Origin of the sequence: Nonomuraea fuscirosea (assembly GCF_035917475.1) — a bacterium.
In the GTDB taxonomy this organism is placed as follows: Bacteria; Actinomycetota; Actinomycetes; order Streptosporangiales; family Streptosporangiaceae; genus Nonomuraea; species Nonomuraea fuscirosea.
In genome coordinates this window covers 3,620,365-3,642,138 of the sequence record NZ_CP109074.1, presented here as the reverse complement: position 1 = coordinate 3,642,138, position 21,774 = coordinate 3,620,365, and the positions used below count along the sequence as shown (strand labels likewise).

The following is a 21,774-nucleotide window of genomic DNA, read 5'->3' as shown; positions in this document are numbered from 1 at the left end:
TGGTGCGAACAAAGATCGCCGATACTCGGCCGCTTTGATCAGCGGCGCATCCGATCATTGCGATCATGCATCTGAACTGCGGATTTGATGAAAGCGAAGACGGGTGTGGCATTCATCACACGCCTTACGTGAATTTATCCACAGAAACCCCACTAGTGTCCTTTCTACTGTCGTGAGTAACAACCAGATCCAAGGGACAGTCAGGAAAGGGTTATGATGAACATGTTTAAGCCGGTGAGCAGCGAGCGGATGTCGAGAGGCCGCAAGGTCGCTGGCGCGGTGGCGGCGGGATCCGTCGCGGCACTGGCTCTCGGCACCATGATCGCCGCACCCGCGGCCGCCGCTCCCCAGACCCCCCAGGCGGTTACGGCCACCTCCTCCTCGGCCGGCACCCACTCGGTCGCCTCGTTCAGGAAGTACTACTTCTCCGCCACGCTGTTCGGCAGGAACGAGGTGCCGGAGCGGGGCAAGAAGGTCAACGATCCGAACGGTGTGGCCGCGGCCAAGTTCCGGATCAGCGGAGACCGGTTCTACTTCTTCGTGCAGTGGCGTAACACCGGCAGGCCGACGGCCCTGCACATCCACCGCGGCAAGGCGGGCGTGAACGGCCCGGTGGTGATCGACCTGCTGTCCAACAGCCGACTGCGCGGCAACACCGCCTTCGGCTCGGTACGGGTCAAGAGCAGCCTCCTGCGCGACATCAAGGCCAACCCCAAGAAGTGGTACGCCAACCTCCACACCGCCCAGTTCCCCGACGGCGCCGTACGCGGCCAGCTCCACACCGGCAACCGCTGGTAGACCACCCACCCCTGCCGGGCATGCCACACCGACGACGGCATGCCCGGCCGGGCCATCCGCCGCGCGCCTTCGTCGCGCACGTGCCCCTACGTGCGTCCGAGTCAAACGGAGAACCGCTTCATGACTTCCCCTGCCGGCATGTCATCCCCGCCGGGGACGGCCGACGCGCCGCGACCGGCATCGCCACAGACGCGTGGACCGGCCTGGACGGACCTGCGTCCGCTGGTGCTGCGGCTGCACTTCTACGCTGGATTGCTCGTCGCGCCCTTCCTTCTGATCGCCGCCCTCACCGGCTTTCTGTACGCCGCCTCCCTCCAGATCGAGAAGGTCGTCTACGCGGACGAACTGACCGCGCCGGTCGGGCGAACGCCGCTGCCCCTGTCCCAGCAGGTCGCGGCCGCGCAAGCGGCTCAGCCCCGCGGCAAGGTCAGCGCCGTGCAACCGGCCGCCGAAGCGGGCCGCACCACCCGGGTCCTGTTCGACGCCCCCGGCCTGCCGGCCGGCACCAAATCGGCCGTCTTCGTCGATCCCTACACCGCGCGCATCCGCGGGACGCTGCCCAGCTACGGCAGCTCCGGCGCGCTTCCCGTACGGGCCTGGATCTCCGCTCTGCACCGCCACCTGCACCTCGGCGAGCCCGGACGCCTCTACAGCGAACTGGCGGCGAGCTGGCTCTGGGTCGTGGCACTGGGCGGCCTGCTGTTGTGGCTCACCAGGCGGCGGCGTCGTCGCCGCCAGGTGGTTCTTCCCGAACGCCGCACCAGCGGTGCCCGACGCGTCCTTTCCTGGCACGGCAGCATCGGCGTGTGGACCGTGCTGGGCCTGTTGCTGCTGTCGGCCACCGGCCTGACCTGGTCGACCTACGCCGGAGCGAACGTCGGCGCCGTACGCGCCGCTCTCGGCTGGCAGACCCCGGCGATCTCCACCGCTTCCGGGGAGCACGCCGCCCACCACCCTGGGGGCCACCTCCCGTCGGCCCCCGCGATCGGCGTGGATCACGTCGCGGAAACGGCCACGCGCGCGCGGCTGTCCGGACCGCTGGAGATCGCCTGGCCCGCCGCGGCCGGCGGTCCTTATCTGGTCAGCCAGATCGACAAACAGTGGCCCGTGCACCTGGACCAGATAGCGATCGACTCCGCCACCGGCCAGGTGACCGCGCGCCTGCCCTTCGCCGACTACCCGCTGGCCGCCAAGCTGACCCGCTGGGGTATCGACGCCCACATGGGGCTGCTGTTCGGTCTGCCCGGCCAGCTCCTGCTCATGGCGCTCGCGGCCGGCCTCATGACACTCATCGCGCTCGGATACCGTATGTGGTGGCGGCGACGACCGCACGGCGGCCTCCCCATGCCTCCCCCGCGCGGCGGATGGCGCCGCCTGCACTGGATCACCCTGACTCCCCTGGCGCTCCTGACCGTGATCGTCAGCGTCTTCCTGCCCCTGATGGGCATCTCCCTCGCCGCGTTCCTCATCCTCGACATCCTCCGGGGAAGACGCGTCAAGGCCGCCTGACGAGACGGACGACGCGCCCTCGCGGCTCCGGGCCGGTGGAGCTCCTGCTCATGCGGGAAATATCGACATAGAACGGTTTCGACGTGGATCATCACTTTTTCTCCCTGCTCGCGGACTGCCATCTGCGCTTCGTCGGCATCCCGCTCGCAGGCCCCGGCGCCACCGCACGCTGGTTGTACGAGGACGCGCCCTTCGGCGTCCTGGCTCATGACAGGGCGGACGATCCCCGCTTCACCTACGCCAACGTCACCGCCCAACGGTGCTTCGAGTACGACTGGGCCGAGTTCGTCGGCCTTCCGTCCCGGTTCTCGGCGGAGCCGGACCGGCGCGAGGACCGGCAGCGGCTCCTGGACGCCGTGCACGAGAAGAACTACGCGACCGGCTACCGCGGACAGCGCATCGCCAAGTCCGGCCGCCGGTTCTGGATCGAGGACGTCACGATGTGGAACCTGGTGGAAGATGGCGCGCTCGTCGGGCAGGCGGCCGTCTTCCCCCGCTGGCGTGACGCCTGATGACCCGGCCGGACTCCTGAGACCAGGTTCGCCGGCGAGCCGGCGGCGCTGGTCGAGAACATGTTCGCGAGCGTGTACGCCGCGCGGGGCGTGGGCGCGTCGGTCCCCCGCTCCGACCGCGCGACCGTACGCGGCTTCGACGCCGCCGGGCAGGCCGTCACGGTGGAGGCCACGCAAGCGTGAGGCCCGCTTCTGGGGACGCGCGGCCTGCCCAGAGGCGAGAGCCGGATTCACAGCGGCTTCACTCTTCTTCAACTCGGCCTCCGTAGCCTCGTGGGCCTGCGGATCCACGTGCCTTCCCACCGCAGCAACACCGTCCGCCCCCGGCGGCACCGAAAGGAGTGCTCGTGCTCACCAGCGCCTACCGAGCGCAGTGCGAGGCCGAGGAGGAGCGCCACACGCCTGAGTGCGCCACCAGGAGCACCAAGCTCACCCTGTTCGCACTCGCGCTCGGCACCTTCGCCATCGGCACGGGCGAGTTCGGCAGCAACGGCATCATCCAGCTCTTCGCCGCCGACATGAGCATCTCCATCCCGCAGGCGACGTACGCCGTGACCGCCTACGCGGTCGGGGTCATGATCGGATCCCCCGTGATCACGATCGCGGCCGCCCGGCTCAACCGCAAGCACCTGCTTCTCGGGCTCGTCGTGCTGTTCCTGCTCGGCAACCTGATGTCGGCGCTGTCGACGAACGTCGGCATGCTCATCGGAGCCCGCTTCATCACCGGCACCGTCCAAGGTGCCTACTTCGGCGCCGGCGCGGTCGTCGCCTCCTACGTCTACGGCCCGGGCAAGAGCGGAAGAGCCTTCGCGACCGTCATGGCCGGTCTGACGGTCGCGACGATCTTCGGTTCGCCCCTCGGCACCTTCGTCGGACAACAGGCCGGCTGGCAGGCCCTGTACGGCGTGGTCACCGGGATCGGATTGCTCGCCGGCCTGGCCATCCTGTCGTGGGTGCCGACCACTTCCGATCTCGACGGGGAACCTCTCTCCCATGAGCTGGGCGCCTTGCGCCGCCCCATGGTCTGGGTGATCATGGTCGTCGCCGCCCTCGGCATCTCGAGCATCTTCGCCGTCTACACCTTCATCGGGCCGTACATCACGGACGCGGCGATGGCCGACGACTCGCTGATCCCCATCGCTCTGGCGGTGTTCGGCCTCGGCATGGCGGCGGGCAACCAGGCCGGTGGGCGCCTCGCCGACCGCTACCCCCACCGGGGACTCGTGATCGGCTACTCCAGCGTCCTGCTGTTCCTGCTCGTGATCGTCATAGCGGGTGGGACGGTCTGGGTGCTCATGCCCGCGCTGTTCGGCGTCGGGGCGACCATGATGCTCGCCATCCCCACGATCCAGGTGCTGCTCACCACGTACGCCCCCGAGGCCCCCACTTTGATGGGCGCCCTCAATCTCGCCTCGCTCAATCTGGCCAACGCGCTGGGCGCCGTCGGCGGCTCGATCACCCTGGCCGTGGGCCTGGGCACCCTCTCGACGGCCTGGGCCGGGGTGGCGCTGACCGTCGCCGGTCTGCTCGTCTTCGCCGCCGTCGTCCCGCGAATGGCACCGCTCCGGCGCGGCCGTTCCTGACATCGTCGAGCAGGACGATCGTCAGTGCGCCCCCGTGGTACCTGGGCTTCCGGCTTGTTCGACGCATCTTGTGAGCGAGCAGGTGTCGCCGACTGCCGCCACCGCCCCGACCACGAAGGACATGATGATGACCACCACTGTCATCAGGCTGCTGACGCTCGGCGTGGCCGCCACCTCGAACGCGTTCCCAGGGGAAGGCGGACCGCCGTCAATGAGATCAGCTACGCGAACGGGAAGGTCGTCCACACCTTCGCCGCTCCGTCCGCCGACCGGCTCGACAAGAAAGCCTGGTGCAAGAAAGGCAGTTTCTGTTTCTGGGCCGGGGAGGACTTCACGACCGAGCCACCCCTGACGCAGATCGGGGTGTACCTGAAGTGCAACGAGTGGATGGACCTCGGCCGTCATGGCTTCAACGACATGATGTCGTTCGTCTGGAACAACACCGGCAGCCGGGTCAACCTCATCAACCATGACGACCGCGGCAAGCGCTCCAACGGCCACCGTTACGACAAGACTCTCGTCCGAGTTCAACAGGGCCAGGTGCTCGATTCGCTGGGCCGCTACAACGAGCAGGTCGACCACGTGAAGCGGTTCTGCTGACACCCGGAGGCCGGCCCGGACCGCTCCCGGTCAACGGACCATGCGGGACGGGAGTCCCACGCCTCGGCTGAAAGGCTCAGGCGGGGATTTCGGCGGTGGCCACCAGGATCGCCCGGCCCAGAACATGACTCGACATCACCCAGCCCAGCCACGCCGGCGTCGAACCAGCCGGCACACCGATGTCCTCGACATCAAGAGCATGCACCACCACGAAATAACGATCAGGCCCACTCCCCGCAGCCGGAGCCGCACCCATGAAACGCGCCTCACCCATGTCATTGCGCAACTGATAAGCCCCCTCAGGCAACCCCGACCCCCACTCATCCCCCGCCCCCTCCGGCAACCCCGACACACCACCCGCGACCCCCACCACCGCCCAATGCCAAAACCCCGAACCCGTCGGCGCATCCACATCCAGCACCGTCACCGCAAAACTCAACGACCCCTCCGGAGCCCCCCACCACGACAACTCCGGCGACACATCCCCACCACCCACACTCACATGCATCTGCGCCACCGGCCACGGATCACCATCACCCACCGTGCCACTCCTCACCCCGAACGCAGCCACACGCGGCAACCGCGCATACGGATCAGCACCCACCACGGCTCGAGTCACCATTTGTGGCCTCCCCCATCGGTCATCCCTTCCCAGGCTAAGGCCGCGGCTCGAACGGATTTCCACGGCGAGGTAATGGCTGTACCCCTTATGTACAGGTGAAGCTTGATACCAAAATCGAGCAAATGCGAGATTGCTTACCTTTTCCTCATGTTTATAGCGATTAGGGATACCTTGAGCCTGTACGCGAACTCCGTGTCTTGTGATCCGAACAGGATTGAGAGGAGGCGTCATGGACATGCGCGCAGCAAGGATGCACGGCTACAAGCAACCACTCCATATCGACGAGGTCCAGGTGCCCGAACCGGGCCCGGACGAAGTGCTGGTCAAGGTGCTGGCGTGCGGGATGTGCCGTAGCGACTACCAGCTCATCGACGGCTACTTCCCCCTCGATCTCACCTTCCCTTACATCCCTGGCCATGAGGTCGCGGGCGAGGTCGCCGAGCTGGGCTCGGACGTGCCCGGATCGACCGGCCTGTCCGAAGGGGACCGGGTGGTCGTCAACCCCGCCTGGGGCGACGGCACCTGCCGCCAGTGCCATGAGGGCAACGAACAACTCTGCACGGGAAGCGGCGGATGGATCGGCTTCGGCCCGCCCGGGGGATTCGCCGAGTACGTCACGGTCCCCAGCCGCCACCTCATCCGCATCGACGCGGACGCGGGGCTGGAGCCGCACCAGCTCGCACCTCTCGTGGACGCCGGGCTGACCCCCTATCGCGGTATGAAGAAGCTACGCGCGACCGGACGGCTCGGCCCAGGACGCACGGTCGTCGTCAGCGGCATCGGCGGGCTCGGAAGCTACGGCGTCCAGTACGCGAAGCTGCTCGGCGACGGCGCCACCGTGGTGGCCTTCGCCCGCAGCGACGACAAGCTCGACGTAGCCCGGCAGAACGGTGCCGACCACACCATCAACACCCGTGGCAAGACGCCCGACCAGATGCGGGCGGAGCTGAGGGAGCTGACCGGCCGGGGCGAGATCGACGGCGCCCTGGACTGCTCAGGAGCGCCGCAGTCCCTCGAGCTCAACGCCTCGCTCCTGGGAGCGGAAGGAGCTCTCGTGTCGGTCGGCCTGATGGGCACGAGCGTCGAATTTCCGATCTTCCTGTTCGTGTCCGGCGAACGGACGTTCTCGGGATCGTTCTGGGGCAACTACAACGACCTCACCGAGGTGCTCGCCCTCGCCGCCCAGGGCCGGGTCAAGCACACCGTCACACCGGTCGGGCTCGACGACATCAACGACCGCCTGGGCGCGCTCGGCCGGGGCGACGTGATCGGCCGCCAGGTCGTCGTCTTCGATTGACCATTCTCGTCGATGCCGATCAGGGTGCGGCCGGCGAACAGTCCACGCCGGCCCGCACCCCGCATCTAGAAAGACGCCGACGCGCACCGAAACAAAACAATTCCGTAACGGCGCTCCGGTCTTGAACCACCCACTCAGCGGACCGCCGTTCAGCGGACAAGAACTGTCCGGGCCTTTCACTTTTCCGGAATGCACGTCTCCCCGCGCGGGTGAAGTGTCCTCAGCGAAGGCATCCGCGCTGTCGGGGCAACTTCTCCTGTGTCAATGCTCGTCGGCGTCCGGTACCCGAAATTGTGTGAATAACCTGAACCCCGGGGCAGTGACGGCGAAGCCGAGCGCGTTTCCCCTCTCCTCCGACGGCCCGCAGGCGACCCGACAGCGGCCGACCAGGCCGGCTCTTGTGACGCTGCGGCCACGGCGGGCAGCGGCACGCCGTTCTGGCTGGACGAGCTGGGCATCGTGCCACCGGCCGAGGAGCGCGTCATGTTGGACGTACGGTACGGGACGCGTGAGTTCCGTCGCCGCCCCGGCGACCTCGACGGCGATCTGATCGTCGTCGTCGCCCCCACCCCTGGCAAGCCTCGCGGCGGAGTGGCACTGGCGATGGAGGACGACCGCTGGATCGTCACTCTGGTCGGCTACGGCCAGGCCCCGGACCCCAGCCTGGACGGGTTCGCCACGTTCGCGGCCGATCTGCCGGCACCCGATCTGCACCAGCTCGTCACCGCCGCCCAGCCCATCGGGGAGTTGCAGGTGTACCGGAACCCAGCCGGGATCAGGCGCCGCTACGAACAGCTGACCCGTTTCCCCGAGGGTCTGCTCGTGACAGGGGACGCCGTCTGCGCGTTCAATCCCAGGTACGGCCAGGGCATGACGGTCGCCGCGCTGGAGGCGCTGGAACTGCTGAAGCCCGACCTGCGACCCCTGCCGTTCTTCAAGCGGATCGCGAAGGTGGTGGACGGGCCGTGGCAGATCACCGTCGACGACGACGTTCGGCTGCATCACGCCACCAACGCCGTGAACCCGAAGAAACGCCTGCTCAACGCCTACCTGGAGCGTTTCCACACCGCCGCCGCTCGCGATCCGGAGCTGGCGTTGCGTTTCCAGCGGGTGGCCAACCTCTACGCCTCGCCGTCGTCGCTGATCACTCCCGGCTCGCTGGCCCGAGTGCTCCACAACGGCGCGCCGCCAGCGCTGGTGCCCGCGGCGGAGTCCGTTCCCGGAGGCGGGAGCGAACGCTCAACGAGGTTGCAACGATGGGTCCCTGGTATGTGAAAAAGTACATGGTCATCTTCGCCGGTACTCCGGCAGGCTGAGCCTGAGTCGGGGCCAGCGCCTCCCCTTCGTGCGAGCCTGTCCCTTCGGTCGTTCGGGGTCGGGGAACGCCTCGTGAAGATCGCTGTACTCCCCCGGAAGTGACGACCTGATCACGGGCCCGCAGGCCGCTCTGGTCCCTTGCCGTTGAGGGCTCGAGACTGGCCGGCCGAAGCTCAGCCTCTGGCGGAAGCGCGCAGCTGCCCCCTCCCTGTCTGCCAGGTACAAAGGAAAGGACCCCCCTGTGTCGGATGCCACCGCGGCCGCGTTCGCCGCCGTCATGTTCGCCGCTCTGTATGCGGGCCACCAGGTCGGTGATCATGTAGTGCAGAGCAGCGCTGTCGCGGCCGCCAAGAGCGTCCCGCATCCGGATGCGCTGGCCGCCGGAGTGCCGCCGTGGACCGGCTGGGGCGCCTGCTTACGGCACGTCGCCGGCTACGCCGCTACGCAGGCGGCGGCTCTGGCGCTGGTGTGCGTGGTGGTGCCGCTGGAGATCGTCAGCATGGCGACGGCGCTCGTGGTGTCGGCCAGCACACACGCCGTGATCGATCGCCGCTGGATCGTCCGCCGGTTGATCGAGCTGAAGAAGTGCCATGGCTGGGTGGAGGCGCCGTACGTGCTTGACCAGTCGCTGCACACGGGCGCGATGCTGATCGCGGTGGTGCTCTCGGTCGCGGTCAGCGACGTCACCGGACTGGTCATGGTCTCGGCAGGCGCGGGTGCGGTGGTGGGAGCCGCTCTGACGGTGGAGCGCCGCCTCGCGGCGCACACACGCGCCATGGACGCACTTTCCCGTTGAGCGGGCCTCACCCGGACGAAGCCGGGCGTCCTGGACCGTTCACGCCCGCGTCAGCTCACGTTCCTCGCGTACAGCCTCAGGCCCTGACGGTCAGCGGCAGGCGGGCTTCGATGACCCCGGGGTCGCCGGTGTAGCGAAGGGCGGCTCCGAGGCTGATCATGAGGCGGCGCATCCGCTCATTCTGCGCCATGATGCTGGCTCGGACCTCGGCCATGGCGCGCTCACGGGCGGTGTCGACGAGGGTGCGGGCGAGCTGGGCGCCCAGGCCGCGGCCCTGCCAGGCGTCCTCGACGAGCAAGGCGAGTTCGGCCGCGCCGGGTTCGGCGCAGTACATGAGGTTCGCCATGGCTCGCACCTGCCCGTCGTGGCAGGCCGCCACGGAGATGCCGCGACCGCGGTCACAGAGCCGGTCGAACATGCGCGGAGGCAGGCTCGGCATGGCGGAGAAGTAGCGGAAGCGGCGCGAGGCGGCAGAACACCGCTCGTGCAGGTTGTGGACCGCTTGGCGGAAGTGCGGCGTCAGAGCGTGGAGGTCAGCCTCGGTGCCGTCGGCCAGGCGCAGTGCGCAGTCGCCGACCGGCGTGTCGACCATGGGATGCGCGCTACGGACGACGGCTGGATCGATGCCGTCCGCCGGGGCGGAAGTGCCGGCCGCGAACTCGTCGTCGGTGGCGCGGAGGCGCATGAAGGGCATGAGGGCATTCCTTCGGTCGGTACTGCCGCAGTGAGAGACGTCCCAGACGTTAGAGCGGGCTGCCCGGCCGATCTACGCAGAAAGACGCATATGGTCTCATATGTGCTCAAACCAGCACTTTCCTGACCTCAGCGGCGTCGAGCGGCCCGGCTCAACTTCGTCCCATAGACGGACCGGCCCGGTACGTCCAGCCGCTCAAGCGTTGATCAGAAGGTTGCGCCCCTGCCGCGGTTTCCCTTGCTCAGCAGAGTGGCGGCCGGTTCGGGAACGCGGAGACGCCGTCAATCACGCTTCCGGCATCCGGCGGCGGCGCAGGATCGCAGCCCCCATCAAGGCGTCCCACCGAGCAAGCCCACGACCGGGACGTGGGAACGGCCGAAGTGGCGGCACCGGCCTGACGGTGTTCACCACGGTCCCACCTTCAGAGCCTTACGTGTCGTCTTGCCCGGACATGCCAGAGCCTAGCGTGGCCACACCGTCCTCCTGCAGGTGAAAGCACGTACAGACCCCTTTTCGGACGGTGATGTCGCCAGGGAACGCCCCCTGCGCGGGGCGCCTCCGGCGGTGCTCCGCACCCGGTCCGCAGACCCGCGCTCCACCGCTGCCGACCCCGATCCCGCAGGCCACCGGGGCGCGAGAAGGGGTCGCGGCAACAGAAGCCGGGCCTCCATCCGGCTCTCGGCGATGCGATCGTCGCGGTGTCCGTGGTCAGGACAGGGACGCTCGTCGCGGTGCCGACCTGGTCTTTCCCGCACCGGAGGGGCGACTGACCTTCCTTCATCCACCACGCCGGGCCTTCCTGGCCCCGCTCCGCCGCGCACCCCACCTCAGGAGTCCGGAACCCATGAGACTTTCATGCCCGCACGCCGTCATGCGCGTAGGCACCGTGTTCGCCAAGGCCGTGACCAGGGTTTCACCTCGGGCGAGCACGTTCGAGGCGGCCTGCGGCGCATGACGTTCCAGAACGAGGCCCGCGCCGCCTTCCGCCGCGGCGATCTCGCAGGTGTGCTGCGACTGGCGACGACAGAGGCGGAGCGGGCCCACCTCGAGGCGCGCAGGCGCCACCTCGCCAGCATCGACCTGTACGAGGCGCTGCGGCTGCCCGCGATGGTGATGGCCGAGCAGCACAAGCTGGCCCTGGCCGAGTTACGTCTCGGCAACCGTGATCGCGCCCGTGTCCTGCTGACTCACGTGCGTGACCAGGTGTTCCGCGAAGGCCACCGGTCCATGCTCCCCTACCTGGGGCTCGGCGCCTGTGCGCTGGCCTCGGCCGACGGCGATCACCAGCAGGCCGATGCTCGGCTTCACCTCCCGGGCCTACGACGCCGTCGGGCTGGTGCCCGACGCCGACGACGCCCGTGACCTCGCGGCGATCCGCGACCGCGCCGTCGCCGCCCTGGGGGAGGCGGGTCTGGCGGCGCATTGCGCGATCGGCGCCTCGTGGACGGCCGTCGACGCTTTCGGGCTCACCTGGGAGAGCTGAGCAGGGCCCCGCTCAGCCTCGGCTCCACTTCTGGGCGCGACGTCTCCGGGAAGCCGGATCGGGGGCGATGTCACACCTCGGGAGTGCACCCTCGCGTGGCGCCCTGTAGTGGCGGAGCCTCCTGGTCGGTGGCCGGTGAATCTTCGATCAGGGCGGTCGCGTACAGGAGACGGGCTCTGCGGAAGACCGCGACGGCGACCGTGGTGAGAAAGGTGACGCTGCTCCGCACAGAGGGCTCCTGGCATCGGGCGGAGCTTCAGCCGAGGAAGAGATAGTCGCTTCCGTAGGCGACCTTGACCTCGGAGCCGGGCTTGCACGCGCCGGTGGGAGCGACCCCGCCGACGGTGTTCAGGCGCAGAATCTGGGTGGCGTGCGCGAGCAGCCCGGTCTTCGCGCCCGCCTGGGTCGCGTCGAGGACGAGTTCGGGGATGTTGCCGTCGCCGTTCGGCGTCTTGGTGACGACCGTGCCGCGCACCGCGCTGCCGTCGGGGGCGATCCACTGCGGCGGACCGGCGGCCGGGGTCACGAACGAGTGGTCGATGCCACGCCGCAGCTTGGCCGTCACGCCGAGCTGGGTGAAGGCGAAGGATCCGGACGGCTGCCGGGTGCAGGAGTAGATCTGCGAGCCGCGCCGCACGTCGGCGGTGACGGCACGCGGATGCGTGAACTTCTGGTCGGACAGCTGGGCGCGGACCGCTCCACCGGTGAAGTCGGTCGTGTGCAGGTTCGTGTAGTAGCCGCCGGGTTTGTCGGTGATGCGCTTGGCGATCTTGCCGCTGAGTGGCGTCTCGCCGGCGACGCCGGTCAGGTTGGCCGGCAGGCTGCCCGCGAACAGGTCCGCGACCACCGGCCCGTTCTTGCCCGCCGTGCCCTTGTGCACGTGACCGTTGGTCACCGCGCCGAGCTTGGACCAGGAAGCGGTATAGGCGAGGGCGGAACCACTGCGGCGCAACCACCAGACGGCCTGACCGTCCTGGTCGCCGCGCTTCTTGCCGTCGTTCTCCTGGACCTCCTGAGCACCGCTCGCGCCGGCCGACAGCGTGGCCTGGTTGCTGCCGTGCAGTACCCCGCGCAGGTCGATCGGCTTGCTCAGCCGGTGGAACTGCCCACGCAGCGCACCCTTGGGGTGCTTCGCGTCGTGCAGGTTGGCGTAGAAGCCGTCGGGCCCAGCCAGCAGCGCGTTGACCACATCGGGCCCGGCCTTGACGGTACCGCTGACGCCGAGCACGCCCTTGGGCATCGGCGTGGTGATGAGGTTGAGCTTGATCTCGCCGTTGACGCCCTTGGCTCCCAGGTGGACATGAGCGGCGGTCGGCTTGCCGATCCTGTTCCATCGGATCGCGAACGTGATCTCGTCACCGCTGATCTTGAGGACGACCGTCGAGCGGCCGTCCTTGTCACCTGGCGTGCCCACTTCGCCGGCGCCGCGCAGCCCGGCGGCGAGATACACCTCGTCGCCGGATGCGTGCGCCGAAGCGGGAAGAGCGGACAGGGCAGAAGCCAGCAGAACACCTGGAACGACAACCTTGAAAATTGACATGCTGAAACCTCTCGAAAGACTGAATTAATCCGGTCAGCACCGAAAGACAGTACGCCCAGGACGCCGCGAGAGATCAGTCGAAACAGCCGGTAAAAATACACACAACGGCCGAGAGCAGCGGAGAATCCTCCGGCCGTGACCGGAAGGGCCGAGAATTGGGCATAGCGATCCTTCACGAGGCTTGAGCGCTACAAGTCAACCGCAGCGGCATCGTGAAACCCAGCACAACCGGGCTGTCCCCCGAAAACTCGGACGCCGGTGTCCACAGCCCTCTTTGAGAGGCCGCTACTTCAGCTGCCGAGGACGGTGTGGACGGAGGAGACGGCGCCCGCTCCTTCGCCGACCGCCGTGGCCACGCGCTTGGTCGAGCCTGAGCGGAGGTCTCCCACGGCGAAGACATGTGATGCGCTGGTCTGGAACGGCAGCCTGGTGTTGTGCCCGATCGCGGGCAGGCGGCTGTCGGTGAGGACGAAGCCGCCGGCGTCCTTGGTGACACCCTCCATCCACTCGGAGGCCGGCGCCGCCCCGATGAAGCAGAACAGTCCCCGGCAATCCAGCCGCTGCGAGCGGCCGCCGGCATTCGCGATGACGACCGACGTCAGCGCTTCGTCCCCGCCGAGTCGCCGCACCGTACTGCCGGTCCAGACGTGAATCCGCGGGTCGGCCAGGATGCGGTTGGCCAGGTATGCCGACATCTTCGCCCCCAGGTCGCCGGAACGCACCACCAGATGCACCGTGCAGCCGTGAGCGGCCAGCGACAGAGCCGCCTGCCCGGCCGAGTTGGCACCACCGACCACGGCCACCGGCTGCGAGTCGTACCGGCGCACCTCCAGCTCCGTCGCCGCATAGCGGATGCAGCCGCTCTCCTCGAAATCCGTCCACCGCGGGATCTCGAGGCGCCGGTAGTGTGCCCCGGTCGCGGCGATCACCGTAGAGGTCTCGATTCTGGAGCCGTCGGCGAGGAGCACGACCGGCCGCCGCTCCTCGGACAGGTCCAGCCCTGTGACCTTGCAGGGCGAGAAGATCTGCACACCGAACTTGAGTGCCTGAATCATCGCCAGCCGGGTCAGTTCCTCACCACTGACGCCCTGCGGGAAGCCCAGGTAGTTCTCGATCCGGGCGCTCGTCGCGGCCTGCCCGCCGAGCCCGCTGCCGTCCAGCAGCACGGTGGCCAGCCCTTCGGAGGCACCGTAGACGGCGGCGGCGAGGCCGGCCGGCCCGGCGCCGACCACCACGAGATCCGGGATGCACGCCGCAGGATGATAGGTCAGGCCGAGCGTCTCAGCCACCGTCCCTGGAGTGGCGCGGCGCAGCACCGTTCCGCCCGCCACCGCGACCGGAAGATCGTCCGTGGCCGCGCCGATCGATCTCATCAGCGCACGACCGGACAGCGACGTCGCATCGAGCCATGCATGCGGCAGCAGCATCTGCGTCACGAACGTTCGCAACCTGAGCGTCTCGGCAGCGTCAGGCTTGCCGACCACTTCCAGAGCGCTGCCGGCCGACGATCGCAGGAGATCACGCCGCGCCCGGAACGACTCGATCAGCACGTCCGCGATGTCGACCTGCTCGGCGAGAACCCGGCGCAACTCCGCCGCCGCGATCCGCACCACGGTCCCGGCCCTCACGACCCTGGCCGTCAGATAGACCTGCTGACCGGTGAGAAGATTCAGCTCGCCGAGGAACTCCCCCGGTTCCCGACGGTGGACCAGGTGTTCCGGCTCGACCACGGTGGCGTCCCTGAAGACGTCCACGGTCGCCGTCCGCAACAGGAAGAAGTCATAGGAACTGTCACCGGAGGCATACAGGTTCTGCCCCTCCTGGACCTCCTCCGGCTCGCCGTAGCGGGCGAGACGGTCCACCTGCTCCTCATCGAGGACGCGCGGGTTGCTGTCTTCGGTAGCCATGCCCGGCATGATAGGTCGCGCCGGTCGACGGCCACTTGACGGCGCACGGGTGACCCGACGATCTGCGGCCGGCCGCGTCCTTCGAGGTCAGACCCATCGAAGGGCGGTGGCCCCGCCTGCGCGCGCGGCCCATCCGTTCGCCCGCCACACCGGCGGGTTCCCGGCAGAACTCGGTAAGCGCCTGACCGGCCGTCGATCGTGTCGCCTCCAGGCATCAGACGCCGTGGAGTGACACCTCCACTCCGGGTCCATTCGCCGTCAACAGTGCTTTCAGTATTCGTCAAGAGTGCCCCCCGTACATTTCGGACAAGCGCGCGACGTCGGCGAACGAGAGTGTCCGCGAACGAGATGAGGAGCGAGATCGTGAAGGTTCTGATCGTGCTGACCTCGCACGACCAACTGGGGGACACGGGACGGAGAACCGGGTTCTGGCTGGAGGAACTGGCCGCGCCGTACTACCGGTTCAAGGACGCCGGGTGGGAGATCACGCTGGCCTCGCCGAAGGGCGGGCAGGCGCCACTCGATCCCAAGAGCAACGAGGAACAGTTCAAGACCGACCAGACGCGGCGGTTCGAGGCCGATGCTCAGGCCGAGGCGCAGCTGGCGGCGACAGTGCGGCTGGACACCGTGTCGGCCGATGATTTCGACACGGTGTTCTACCCCGGCGGGCATGGTCCGTTGTGGGATCTCGCCGAGGACGCGGTGTCGATCAGGCTGATCGAGCGGATCGCGGCGTCGGGCAAGCCGCTGGCGCTGGTGTGCCATGCGCCCGGAGTGTTGCGTCACGCGAGGAATCCGGACGGCAGCGCGCTGGTGGCCGGCCGGCGGGTGACCGGCTTCACCGACAGCGAGGAGGAGTTCATGGGCCTGACGAAGGTGGTGCCCTTCCTGGTGGAGGACGAGCTGATCGCCAAGGGCGCGGACTTCTCCAAAGCGGGCGACTTCGAGCCGTACGTGGTGACCGACGGACTGCTGATCACCGGGCAGAACCCGGCCTCCTCCGGCCCCGCCGCGACCGAGCTGGTCGCGCTGGCCGGCGACGGGGCGGCCTAGCGCGCCGATGCGCACTGTCCGGCCACGGCCGGCGGCACACCATCATCCACACCCACTCATGGACGAGGAACCCCAGTGAGCGACGCGATCGCACCCTCTTTCAGCGGCCTGCACCATGTCGCCTTCACCGTCCGGGACCTGCAGGCCAGCGTGGCCTGGTACCAGAAGGTCTTTCAGGCCGAGCTCGTGGACGGAACGCTCCCGCACTATGGCCGCGAATGGACCGGGTACGCCGAGCTCGTCATCGAGCCGCGCACCGGCCTGGCCATCGGACTGCATCACAACGCCGGCAACAAGGGCGAGGAGTTCGACGAGGTCCGCACCGGCCTCGACCACGTCTCCCTGCACGTGGAGGGGCGTGCGGGGCTGGTCGCGTGGTCGGACTGGCTCGACGGCCTCGGCATCGCGCACTCCGGCATCCAGAGCGTCAAGGAGCCCTTCGTGTACTCGGTCGTCGTCTTCCGGGACATCGACAACATCCAGCTGGAGGTCATGGCGGTCGGCGTCTGACTTCTGCCGTCACCTGATGCGAGCCGGCTCCCGCCTACCAGCGGAAGCCGGTTCGCGGTGTGCCGGACCGCCCGCCGGAGCCGCGGGGCACGCCGACGGTGATCGCCGTGAACGGCGTCCTGGAAGGCCCGGGTGGATGGCGGCTCAGCAGGGAAATGCGCTCCCATTCATTGGCCGATGGTGATCAGCGACTTCTGCGTAAAAATACTCGTACGACTCCCGTGTGATAAACGTCACGACGCCGGTCCGGCGAACCGAATCCGCTGTTGAGCCGGTTTACTGGCGATCGGCAACTCACCTGCCCTTACTGCTCGGCGTGCCGCGATAAGCCGGAACGGCGGCTCTGATCGTTTACTCGCGCCATTCACGACAGGGCGGCGATTTGCTTTTCGGGACGGCGCCGGGAAAGAATGTATCCGCCGGCCCGCATCAATAGCGACGCGGGCTGTGCCGACCTGCGGCTTCCGTCATTCCGACGTGACACCGCTGCGTTTCCCCTCATTATTCGGACCGAGCTGCTGTGCAGCCGTGGTCCAGCCTTGTCATGGAGAGTTCATGGTCACCTTCTTGCGTCCAGAGCCGTCCTGGGCCGAATGGTCCGAGGCCGAGGCCTTGTACCGGTTCGAGTCGAACGCGCCGGCCGAGGTGCGCGACGCCCTGGGCATCGAGTGCGCCCGGCTCGCGGGCGGAGTCCTCCTGTCGATGCGAGAAGATCCGGCGCGCTATTGGAGCAAGGCGCTGGGCTTCGGGTTCACCGGGCCGGTCACAGCCGATCTGATCGGCGAGGTCTGCGACTTCTACCGGGCGCGCGACGACTCCTCGGCCGTGCTGCAGCTCGCGCCCTCGGTGCTGCCTCCCGGCTGGGAGAAGATCTGCGCCGACCACGGCCTGTATCGGGGGACGTCCTCGGTGAAACTCGCTCGGGACCTGTCGCTCAGCGTGCCGGCCGCGTCCGCCGGTCCGCCGGTCGAGCGCGTGGACGCGCGCAGTGCGGAGGAATGGGCCACGATGCTGATGCGCGGGTTCGACATGGCCGAGAAGCCACTGGTGGCGATGACGGCCGCCTTCGCCGCGCGGCCCGACGTCCGCGCCTACGTGGTCCGGTACGGCGGAGAGGTGGTCGCGGCGGCCGGAATGTACATCGGCGGAGAGACGGCGCAACTCCTGGGTGCCGCCACGCTGCCGCCCTATCGAGGGCGCGGCGCCCAGAGCGCGATGCTGAGGATGCGCATCTCCGACGCCATCGCGGCCGGCTGCCGGGTGATCTTCACCGAGACCGGGGCCGAGGCACCGGGTACGCACAACTCGTCCCTGCACAACATGAAGAGGGCGGGGTTCGTACCCCTGTACGAGCGCGTCAACTGGGCAGTGAGCACGCGGTCCTCGACCGGGAGATAGGGCGCTCGGCGCCCGGAAGCGGCCTCGCGCCACGCGGATGCCGAGCATCACTCATGCCGGCCGCGCACAGATGGATCCCTGTGGCCGAGCTCGTCAACCGGCCGCGAATGAGTACTTCTCCGCACTCTGGAAGGAAGCTTGTTGAGTGGCCTGCGCGAGACCGTCACGGACGTCGACCTCGTCCACGAGGCTCAGGCCGGTGACGTCCATGCACTCGGCTTGTTGCTGGTCCGGCATCAGGCGGACATGCGAGCGGTGGCGTTGAGCATCCTCGGATGCGGTCCCGATGCCGAGGACGCTCTCCAGGACGCCATCATGATCGCGATGCGCCGTATCGGGGATCTGCGTGATCCTGCCGCCGTGGCACCGTGGTTGCGGGCGATCGTCCGCAACGCCTGCCGGATGCAGCTTCGCGCCGCGACACCGATACCGGTTGAGGATGTCGAGACACTGACTTTTCCTCGGGGGGAGCCCGACCCAGAGGAACTGCTGCACGGTCATGCCCTGCGGGACTGGGTCTGGCACGCCGTCGATGAGCTTTCGCCCCGTCTGCGCCTGGTGACGATGCTGCGTTACTTCACCGACGTCACCGCCTACGAGCACATCGCGCAGTTGTGCGATGTGCCGGTCGGCACCGTGCGCAGCCGGCTGAACCAGGCACGGACCAAGCTGTCGCAAGCGCTGCTGGCAACGGCGAACATGACTCACGACGACGTGGCCGTGCAGGAGAAGGTACGCCGCAGGCAGGCGGAGGAAACCCTGCGGGCCGCCCGGCACGGCTCCTTCGCACAGGCGCTGAAAGACCTCTGCTCGCCCGAGGTGGAGGTCACCACGATGAAGGGTAAGCGAGTTCAGGGCATCGACTGGCTGCTCGGCGCGATGAACCGCGACCTCGAGGCCGGCGTACGACAGAACTCCGCCAATGTGGTGGTCGGCCGCGATGTCGTCATCTGGGAGAACAGCCTCATCAGCCCACCCGACGATCCGTTCCACTGCCCACCGGCCGTCATCTGGGTGAACTTCCTCCAGGCGAACCGCGTGCGGGAGATCCGGCTGTTCCACCCGCACCGCGACGAGGACGCCGTCTGCCGATGCTGCCACGGCCGCCGGTGACGGCCACGGCGCGGATCACGGCCGTCCTGCCCCGCCCGGAGAGGGCACGGCACTAGGCCGGAATCTTCGTCCTGAACGGTATGCCGAGCTGGGCGTACAACTCCAGCTGGTCGTAGTAGTCACGGTCGGTGGTGATGAGGCCGTTCTCGATGCTGCACACCGCCACACCGCGCACCGCGATGTGCCGGCCCGTGGCCTGCAGCACGCTGCCGTCGGCGAGCAGGAAGGGCCCCTGGTGCGTGCCGGTGTACATGTACTCGGTGACGGCGGGATCGTCGAGCAACGGTTTGTTCCAGGCGGTGAACTTGATGTCGGGGAACCCTTCGAACAGATGCTCGTAGTACCAGCTGATCTGCTCTCTGCCCTCGGCCAGCCCCGTGGGTGAGACGAGGACGGCCCGCGGGGCGAAGCAGCGGACTATGCCAGGCACATCGTGCTGGTTGAAGGCGTCCACGACCGTGTCTTTGAGCTCCCGGGCACTGGTCATCAGCACCCACCCCCGTTCGCACTCCAGGCGTATATGCCCAGGTTAACAACCGGAATCGGGCAGAGAGAAGGCCGCCGTCCCCCGGCTGGCCACCCGTGCTGCGCTCACCGCGCCGGCCGCCGGGCGTCCTCGTCCAGCGACTCCGGCTTTCCGTCGGGCGCCGTCATGGCCCTCAGGTGCCGCCCTCCGCCTGGGCGGGGATTTCGGCGGTGGCCACCAGGATCGCCCGGCCCAGAACATGACTCGACATCACCCAGCCCAACCACGCCGGCGTCGAACCAGCCGGCACACCGATGTCCTCGACATCAAGAGCATGCACCACCACGAAATAACGATCAGGCCCACTCCCCGCAGCCGGAGCCGCACCCATGAAACGCGCCTCACCCATGTCATTGCGCAACTGATAAGCCCCCTCAGGCAACCCCGAACCCCACTCATCCCCCGCCCCCTCCGCCAACCCCGACACACCACCCGCGACCCCCACCACCGCCCAATGCCAAAACCCCGAACCCGTCGGCGCATCCACATCCAGCACCGTCACCGCAAAACTCAACGACCCCTCCGGAGCCCCCCACCACGACAACTCCGGCGACACATCCCCACCACCCACACTCACATGCATCTGCGCCACCGGCCACGGATCACCATCACCCACCGTGCCACTCCTCACCCCGAACGCAGCCACACGCGGCAACCGCGCATACGGATCAGCACCCACCACGGCTCGGACGTTCATGACGAGGCTCCTTCGTCGCCGATCCAGACGGTCTTGAGGTTGCAGAACTCCCTGATGCCATGGGCGGCGAGCTCGCGGCCGTAACCGGAGCGCTTGATCCCGCCGAACGGCAGTTCGGGGTAGGAGACCGTCTTGCCGTTGATGAAGACCTGGCCGGCCTCCAGGTCGGCGATGAACCGTTCCTGCTCGGCTTCGTCAGCGGTCCAGGCGTTGGAGCCCAGCCCGAAATCGGTGGCGTTGGCTATCTCCAGGGCATGGTCGATGTCGGCCGCCCGGTACAGCGAGGCGACGGGGCCGAAGACCTCCTCCAGGTAGATCCGCATGCCGGGGGTGATGTCGGCGATGACCGTCGGCGGGTAGAACCAGCCGGGGCCGTCGAGACGCCGTCCGCCGCACAGTACGCTCGCCCCGGCGGCGACGGCGTCGTCCACCAGTTCCTCGATGTCGGCCCGGCCCTGTTCGGTGGCCACCGGCCCGACGTCGGTGGACGCCTCGAACGGATCCCCGACCCGGAGATCGCGCATGCGGGAGACGAACTTCTCGGTGAAGGCGTCGTAGACGTCGGTGTGCACGATGAAGCGCTTGGCCGCGATGCACGACTGCCCGTTGTTCTGCACTCGCGCGTCCACCGCCGTCGCCACGGCGCGCTCCAGGTCCGCCGAAGGCATCACGACGAACGGATCGCTGCCACCCAGCTCCAGCACCGTGTGTTTGACCTCGTCGCCGCAGATCGCGGCGACGGAACGGCCGGCGGGCTCGCTTCCCGTCAGCGTCGCGGCGACCACGCGCGGATCACGCAGGATCGACTCCACCCTCCGCGAGGAGACGAGCAACGTCTGGAAGCAGCCTTCGGGGAAGCCGGCCCGGAGGAAGGCGCTCTCCAGGTACAGCGCGCACTGCGGGACGTTGGAGGCGTGCTTGAGCAGCCCGACGTTACCCGCCATCAGCGCCGGGGCGGCGAAGCGCATCACCTGCCACATCGGGAAGTTCCACGGCATGACCGCCAGCACCGGGCCCAGCGGCTGGTACCGGCCCAGGGCACGCGTCGCACCGACCCGCGACGGGTCGGCCAGTGGCTCATCGGCCAGGAATCCGGCCGCGTGCTCGGCGTAGTAGCGCATGCCATGAGCGCACTTGAGCGCCTCGTTCCTGGCCGCGGCCAGCGTCTTGCCCATTTCGGTGCTCATCAGCTCCGCCGCCAGGTCCGCTTCCTTCTCGAACAGGTCGGCGGCGGCGTACATGCACGCGGCCCGCTCCTCGAAGCCGGTGGTGCGGTACGTCCTCCATCGTTCGTCCGCGAGAGCGATCTTCTGCTCCAGCTCGGCCTCGCCGAGCTCCTCGAATGTCCTGACCGTCTCACCCGTCGCCGGGTTGACTGTGGCGATCGCCATGACATGGTCTCCTTTTCGCTCGCCGGCCCGAAGGACGTGCGACGGGCCATCGCCCCGGCACGTCTCGCACCGGGCGCCGGCGGCTCACCTGACGCTCCGACCCCCGTCGACGCCACCGGTCACGCCGCTCGTTTCGTGCCTGCACGTTGGCGCCTACCCGGTCCCCGCAGCCTCAGGCGTCGGCCGGGCGGCCACCTCGCTGATGTCCGCACTGTAAGGGGTCCGTACTTGACGACCAGTGAACGAAGGAAACCCGCCGCCCATCGCGACCGGGCGTCCCGGCGACCAAGCTGTTGAGGACGCCATCGCACCAACGATTTCGCGGTGAAACTTCTGGCCTTTACCCGGGAAACGGTGACCGCCAGGTTCGACGCTGCTGAATCGGCCGCGAAAACGGTTCAGTCAGCATCAACAAGCCTTCCACTTGC

General features: G+C 68.2%; 23 protein-coding genes. 15 read left to right on the top strand and 8 right to left on the bottom strand.

Annotated features, from left to right (window positions below; translation table 11 throughout):
* Window positions 1–213: 213 nt before the first annotated feature.
* From OIE67_RS16455 to OIE67_RS16430, 6 genes are all read left to right on the top strand, one after another.
* On the top strand, window positions 214–798 hold the full coding sequence (locus OIE67_RS16455; protein WP_326641174.1) for a CHRD domain-containing protein: 585 nt from the start codon (window positions 214–216) through the stop codon (window positions 796–798).
* Window positions 799–936: 138 nt separating this feature from the next.
* The gene (locus OIE67_RS16450) at window positions 937–2,307 is read left to right on the top strand and encodes a PepSY-associated TM helix domain-containing protein (RefSeq protein WP_326641172.1); all 1,371 of its coding nucleotides are present in this window, start codon (window positions 937–939) and stop codon (window positions 2,305–2,307) included.
* 83 nt (window positions 2,308–2,390) lie between these two features.
* Entirely contained in the window at window positions 2,391–2,819 is a 429-nt protein-coding gene (locus OIE67_RS16445; protein WP_326641170.1) for an MEKHLA domain-containing protein, read from the top strand.
* 60 nt (window positions 2,820–2,879) lie between these two features.
* On the top strand, window positions 2,880–3,002 hold the full coding sequence (locus OIE67_RS16440) for a hypothetical protein (RefSeq protein ID WP_326641168.1): 123 nt from the start codon (window positions 2,880–2,882) through the stop codon (window positions 3,000–3,002).
* Between the two features lie 164 nt (window positions 3,003–3,166).
* The gene (locus OIE67_RS16435) at window positions 3,167–4,402 is read left to right on the top strand and encodes an MFS transporter (RefSeq protein ID WP_326641166.1); all 1,236 of its coding nucleotides are present in this window, start codon (window positions 3,167–3,169) and stop codon (window positions 4,400–4,402) included.
* A gap of 54 nt (window positions 4,403–4,456) precedes the next feature.
* Window positions 4,457–5,002, top strand: a complete 546-nt coding sequence (locus OIE67_RS16430; RefSeq protein ID WP_326641163.1) for a peptidase inhibitor family I36 protein — start codon at window positions 4,457–4,459, stop codon at window positions 5,000–5,002.
* 76 nt (window positions 5,003–5,078) lie between these two features.
* Here the strand turns inward: OIE67_RS16430 and OIE67_RS16425 are convergent, their stop codons facing one another.
* Window positions 5,079–5,624 (bottom strand): YbhB/YbcL family Raf kinase inhibitor-like protein, encoded by a 546-nt coding sequence (locus tag OIE67_RS16425; RefSeq protein ID WP_326641161.1) that lies wholly within the window; start codon window positions 5,622–5,624, stop codon window positions 5,079–5,081.
* Between the two features lie 229 nt (window positions 5,625–5,853).
* On the opposite strand from OIE67_RS16425, the gene OIE67_RS16420 reads away from it, so the two are divergent.
* The 3 genes from OIE67_RS16420 (at window position 5,854) to OIE67_RS16410 (ending at window position 9,034) form a co-directional block, all read left to right on the top strand.
* A complete protein-coding gene (locus tag OIE67_RS16420; protein WP_326641159.1) occupies window positions 5,854–6,921 on the top strand; it encodes an NAD(P)-dependent alcohol dehydrogenase in 1,068 nt (355 codons plus the stop codon).
* A 483-nt stretch (window positions 6,922–7,404) separates the two neighbouring features.
* Window positions 7,405–8,196 (top strand): hypothetical protein, encoded by a 792-nt coding sequence (locus OIE67_RS16415; protein ID WP_326641157.1) that lies wholly within the window; start codon window positions 7,405–7,407, stop codon window positions 8,194–8,196.
* Between the two features lie 283 nt (window positions 8,197–8,479).
* A complete protein-coding gene (locus OIE67_RS16410) occupies window positions 8,480–9,034 on the top strand; it encodes a DUF3307 domain-containing protein (protein ID WP_326641155.1) in 555 nt (184 codons plus the stop codon).
* Window positions 9,035–9,110: 76 nt separating this feature from the next.
* On the opposite strand, the gene OIE67_RS16405 is transcribed toward OIE67_RS16410, so the two are convergent.
* Window positions 9,111–9,728 (bottom strand): GNAT family N-acetyltransferase, encoded by a 618-nt coding sequence (locus tag OIE67_RS16405; RefSeq protein ID WP_326641153.1) that lies wholly within the window; start codon window positions 9,726–9,728, stop codon window positions 9,111–9,113.
* A gap of 951 nt (window positions 9,729–10,679) precedes the next feature.
* On the opposite strand from OIE67_RS16405, the gene OIE67_RS16400 reads away from it, so the two are divergent.
* Together OIE67_RS16400 and OIE67_RS16395 are read left to right on the top strand one after the other, a co-directional pair.
* Window positions 10,680–11,090, top strand: coding sequence for a hypothetical protein (locus tag OIE67_RS16400; RefSeq protein WP_326641151.1), 411 nt, complete (start codon window positions 10,680–10,682; stop codon window positions 11,088–11,090).
* The gene (locus OIE67_RS16395; RefSeq protein WP_326641150.1) at window positions 11,065–11,211 is read left to right on the top strand and encodes a hypothetical protein; all 147 of its coding nucleotides are present in this window, start codon (window positions 11,065–11,067) and stop codon (window positions 11,209–11,211) included. Before OIE67_RS16400 ends, OIE67_RS16395 begins: the two co-directional genes overlap by 26 nt.
* Before the next feature lie 70 nt (window positions 11,212–11,281).
* On the opposite strand, the gene OIE67_RS16390 is transcribed toward OIE67_RS16395, so the two are convergent.
* The 3 genes from OIE67_RS16390 to OIE67_RS16380 all read right to left on the bottom strand — a co-directional run bounded on the left by OIE67_RS16390 (window position 11,282) and on the right by OIE67_RS16380 (window position 14,658).
* A complete protein-coding gene (locus OIE67_RS16390; RefSeq protein WP_326641148.1) occupies window positions 11,282–11,440 on the bottom strand; it encodes a hypothetical protein in 159 nt (52 codons plus the stop codon).
* Window positions 11,441–11,467: 27 nt separating this feature from the next.
* Complete coding sequence (locus OIE67_RS16385) at window positions 11,468–12,751, bottom strand: CHRD domain-containing protein (protein ID WP_326641145.1); 1,284 nt, start codon at window positions 12,749–12,751, stop codon at window positions 11,468–11,470.
* A gap of 290 nt (window positions 12,752–13,041) precedes the next feature.
* Window positions 13,042–14,658: an FAD-dependent oxidoreductase gene (locus OIE67_RS16380; RefSeq protein WP_326641143.1), complete on the bottom strand. Its 1,617-nt coding sequence runs from the start codon at window positions 14,656–14,658 to the stop codon at window positions 13,042–13,044.
* Window positions 14,659–15,021: 363 nt separating this feature from the next.
* On the opposite strand from OIE67_RS16380, the gene OIE67_RS16375 reads away from it, so the two are divergent.
* The 4 genes from OIE67_RS16375 to OIE67_RS16360 all read left to right on the top strand — a co-directional run bounded on the left by OIE67_RS16375 (window position 15,022) and on the right by OIE67_RS16360 (window position 18,732).
* Entirely contained in the window at window positions 15,022–15,711 is a 690-nt protein-coding gene (locus tag OIE67_RS16375; protein WP_326641141.1) for a type 1 glutamine amidotransferase domain-containing protein, read from the top strand.
* A 75-nt stretch (window positions 15,712–15,786) separates the two neighbouring features.
* Window positions 15,787–16,221 (top strand): VOC family protein, encoded by a 435-nt coding sequence (locus OIE67_RS16370; protein WP_326641139.1) that lies wholly within the window; start codon window positions 15,787–15,789, stop codon window positions 16,219–16,221.
* A gap of 555 nt (window positions 16,222–16,776) precedes the next feature.
* Window positions 16,777–17,619 (top strand): GNAT family N-acetyltransferase, encoded by an 843-nt coding sequence (locus tag OIE67_RS16365; RefSeq protein WP_326641138.1) that lies wholly within the window; start codon window positions 16,777–16,779, stop codon window positions 17,617–17,619.
* 141 nt (window positions 17,620–17,760) lie between these two features.
* Window positions 17,761–18,732, top strand: coding sequence for an RNA polymerase sigma factor (locus OIE67_RS16360; RefSeq protein ID WP_326641137.1), 972 nt, complete (start codon window positions 17,761–17,763; stop codon window positions 18,730–18,732).
* A 52-nt stretch (window positions 18,733–18,784) separates the two neighbouring features.
* On the opposite strand, the gene OIE67_RS16355 is transcribed toward OIE67_RS16360, so the two are convergent.
* The 3 genes from OIE67_RS16355 to OIE67_RS16345 all read right to left on the bottom strand — a co-directional run bounded on the left by OIE67_RS16355 (window position 18,785) and on the right by OIE67_RS16345 (window position 21,346).
* Entirely contained in the window at window positions 18,785–19,219 is a 435-nt protein-coding gene (locus OIE67_RS16355; RefSeq protein ID WP_326641136.1) for an ester cyclase, read from the bottom strand.
* A gap of 172 nt (window positions 19,220–19,391) precedes the next feature.
* The gene (locus tag OIE67_RS16350) at window positions 19,392–19,955 is read right to left on the bottom strand and encodes a YbhB/YbcL family Raf kinase inhibitor-like protein (RefSeq protein WP_326641135.1); all 564 of its coding nucleotides are present in this window, start codon (window positions 19,953–19,955) and stop codon (window positions 19,392–19,394) included.
* Entirely contained in the window at window positions 19,952–21,346 is a 1,395-nt protein-coding gene (locus tag OIE67_RS16345; protein WP_326641134.1) for an NADP-dependent succinic semialdehyde dehydrogenase, read from the bottom strand. Before OIE67_RS16345 ends, OIE67_RS16350 begins: the two co-directional genes overlap by 4 nt.
* Between the last annotated feature and the right edge of the window lie 428 nt (window positions 21,347–21,774).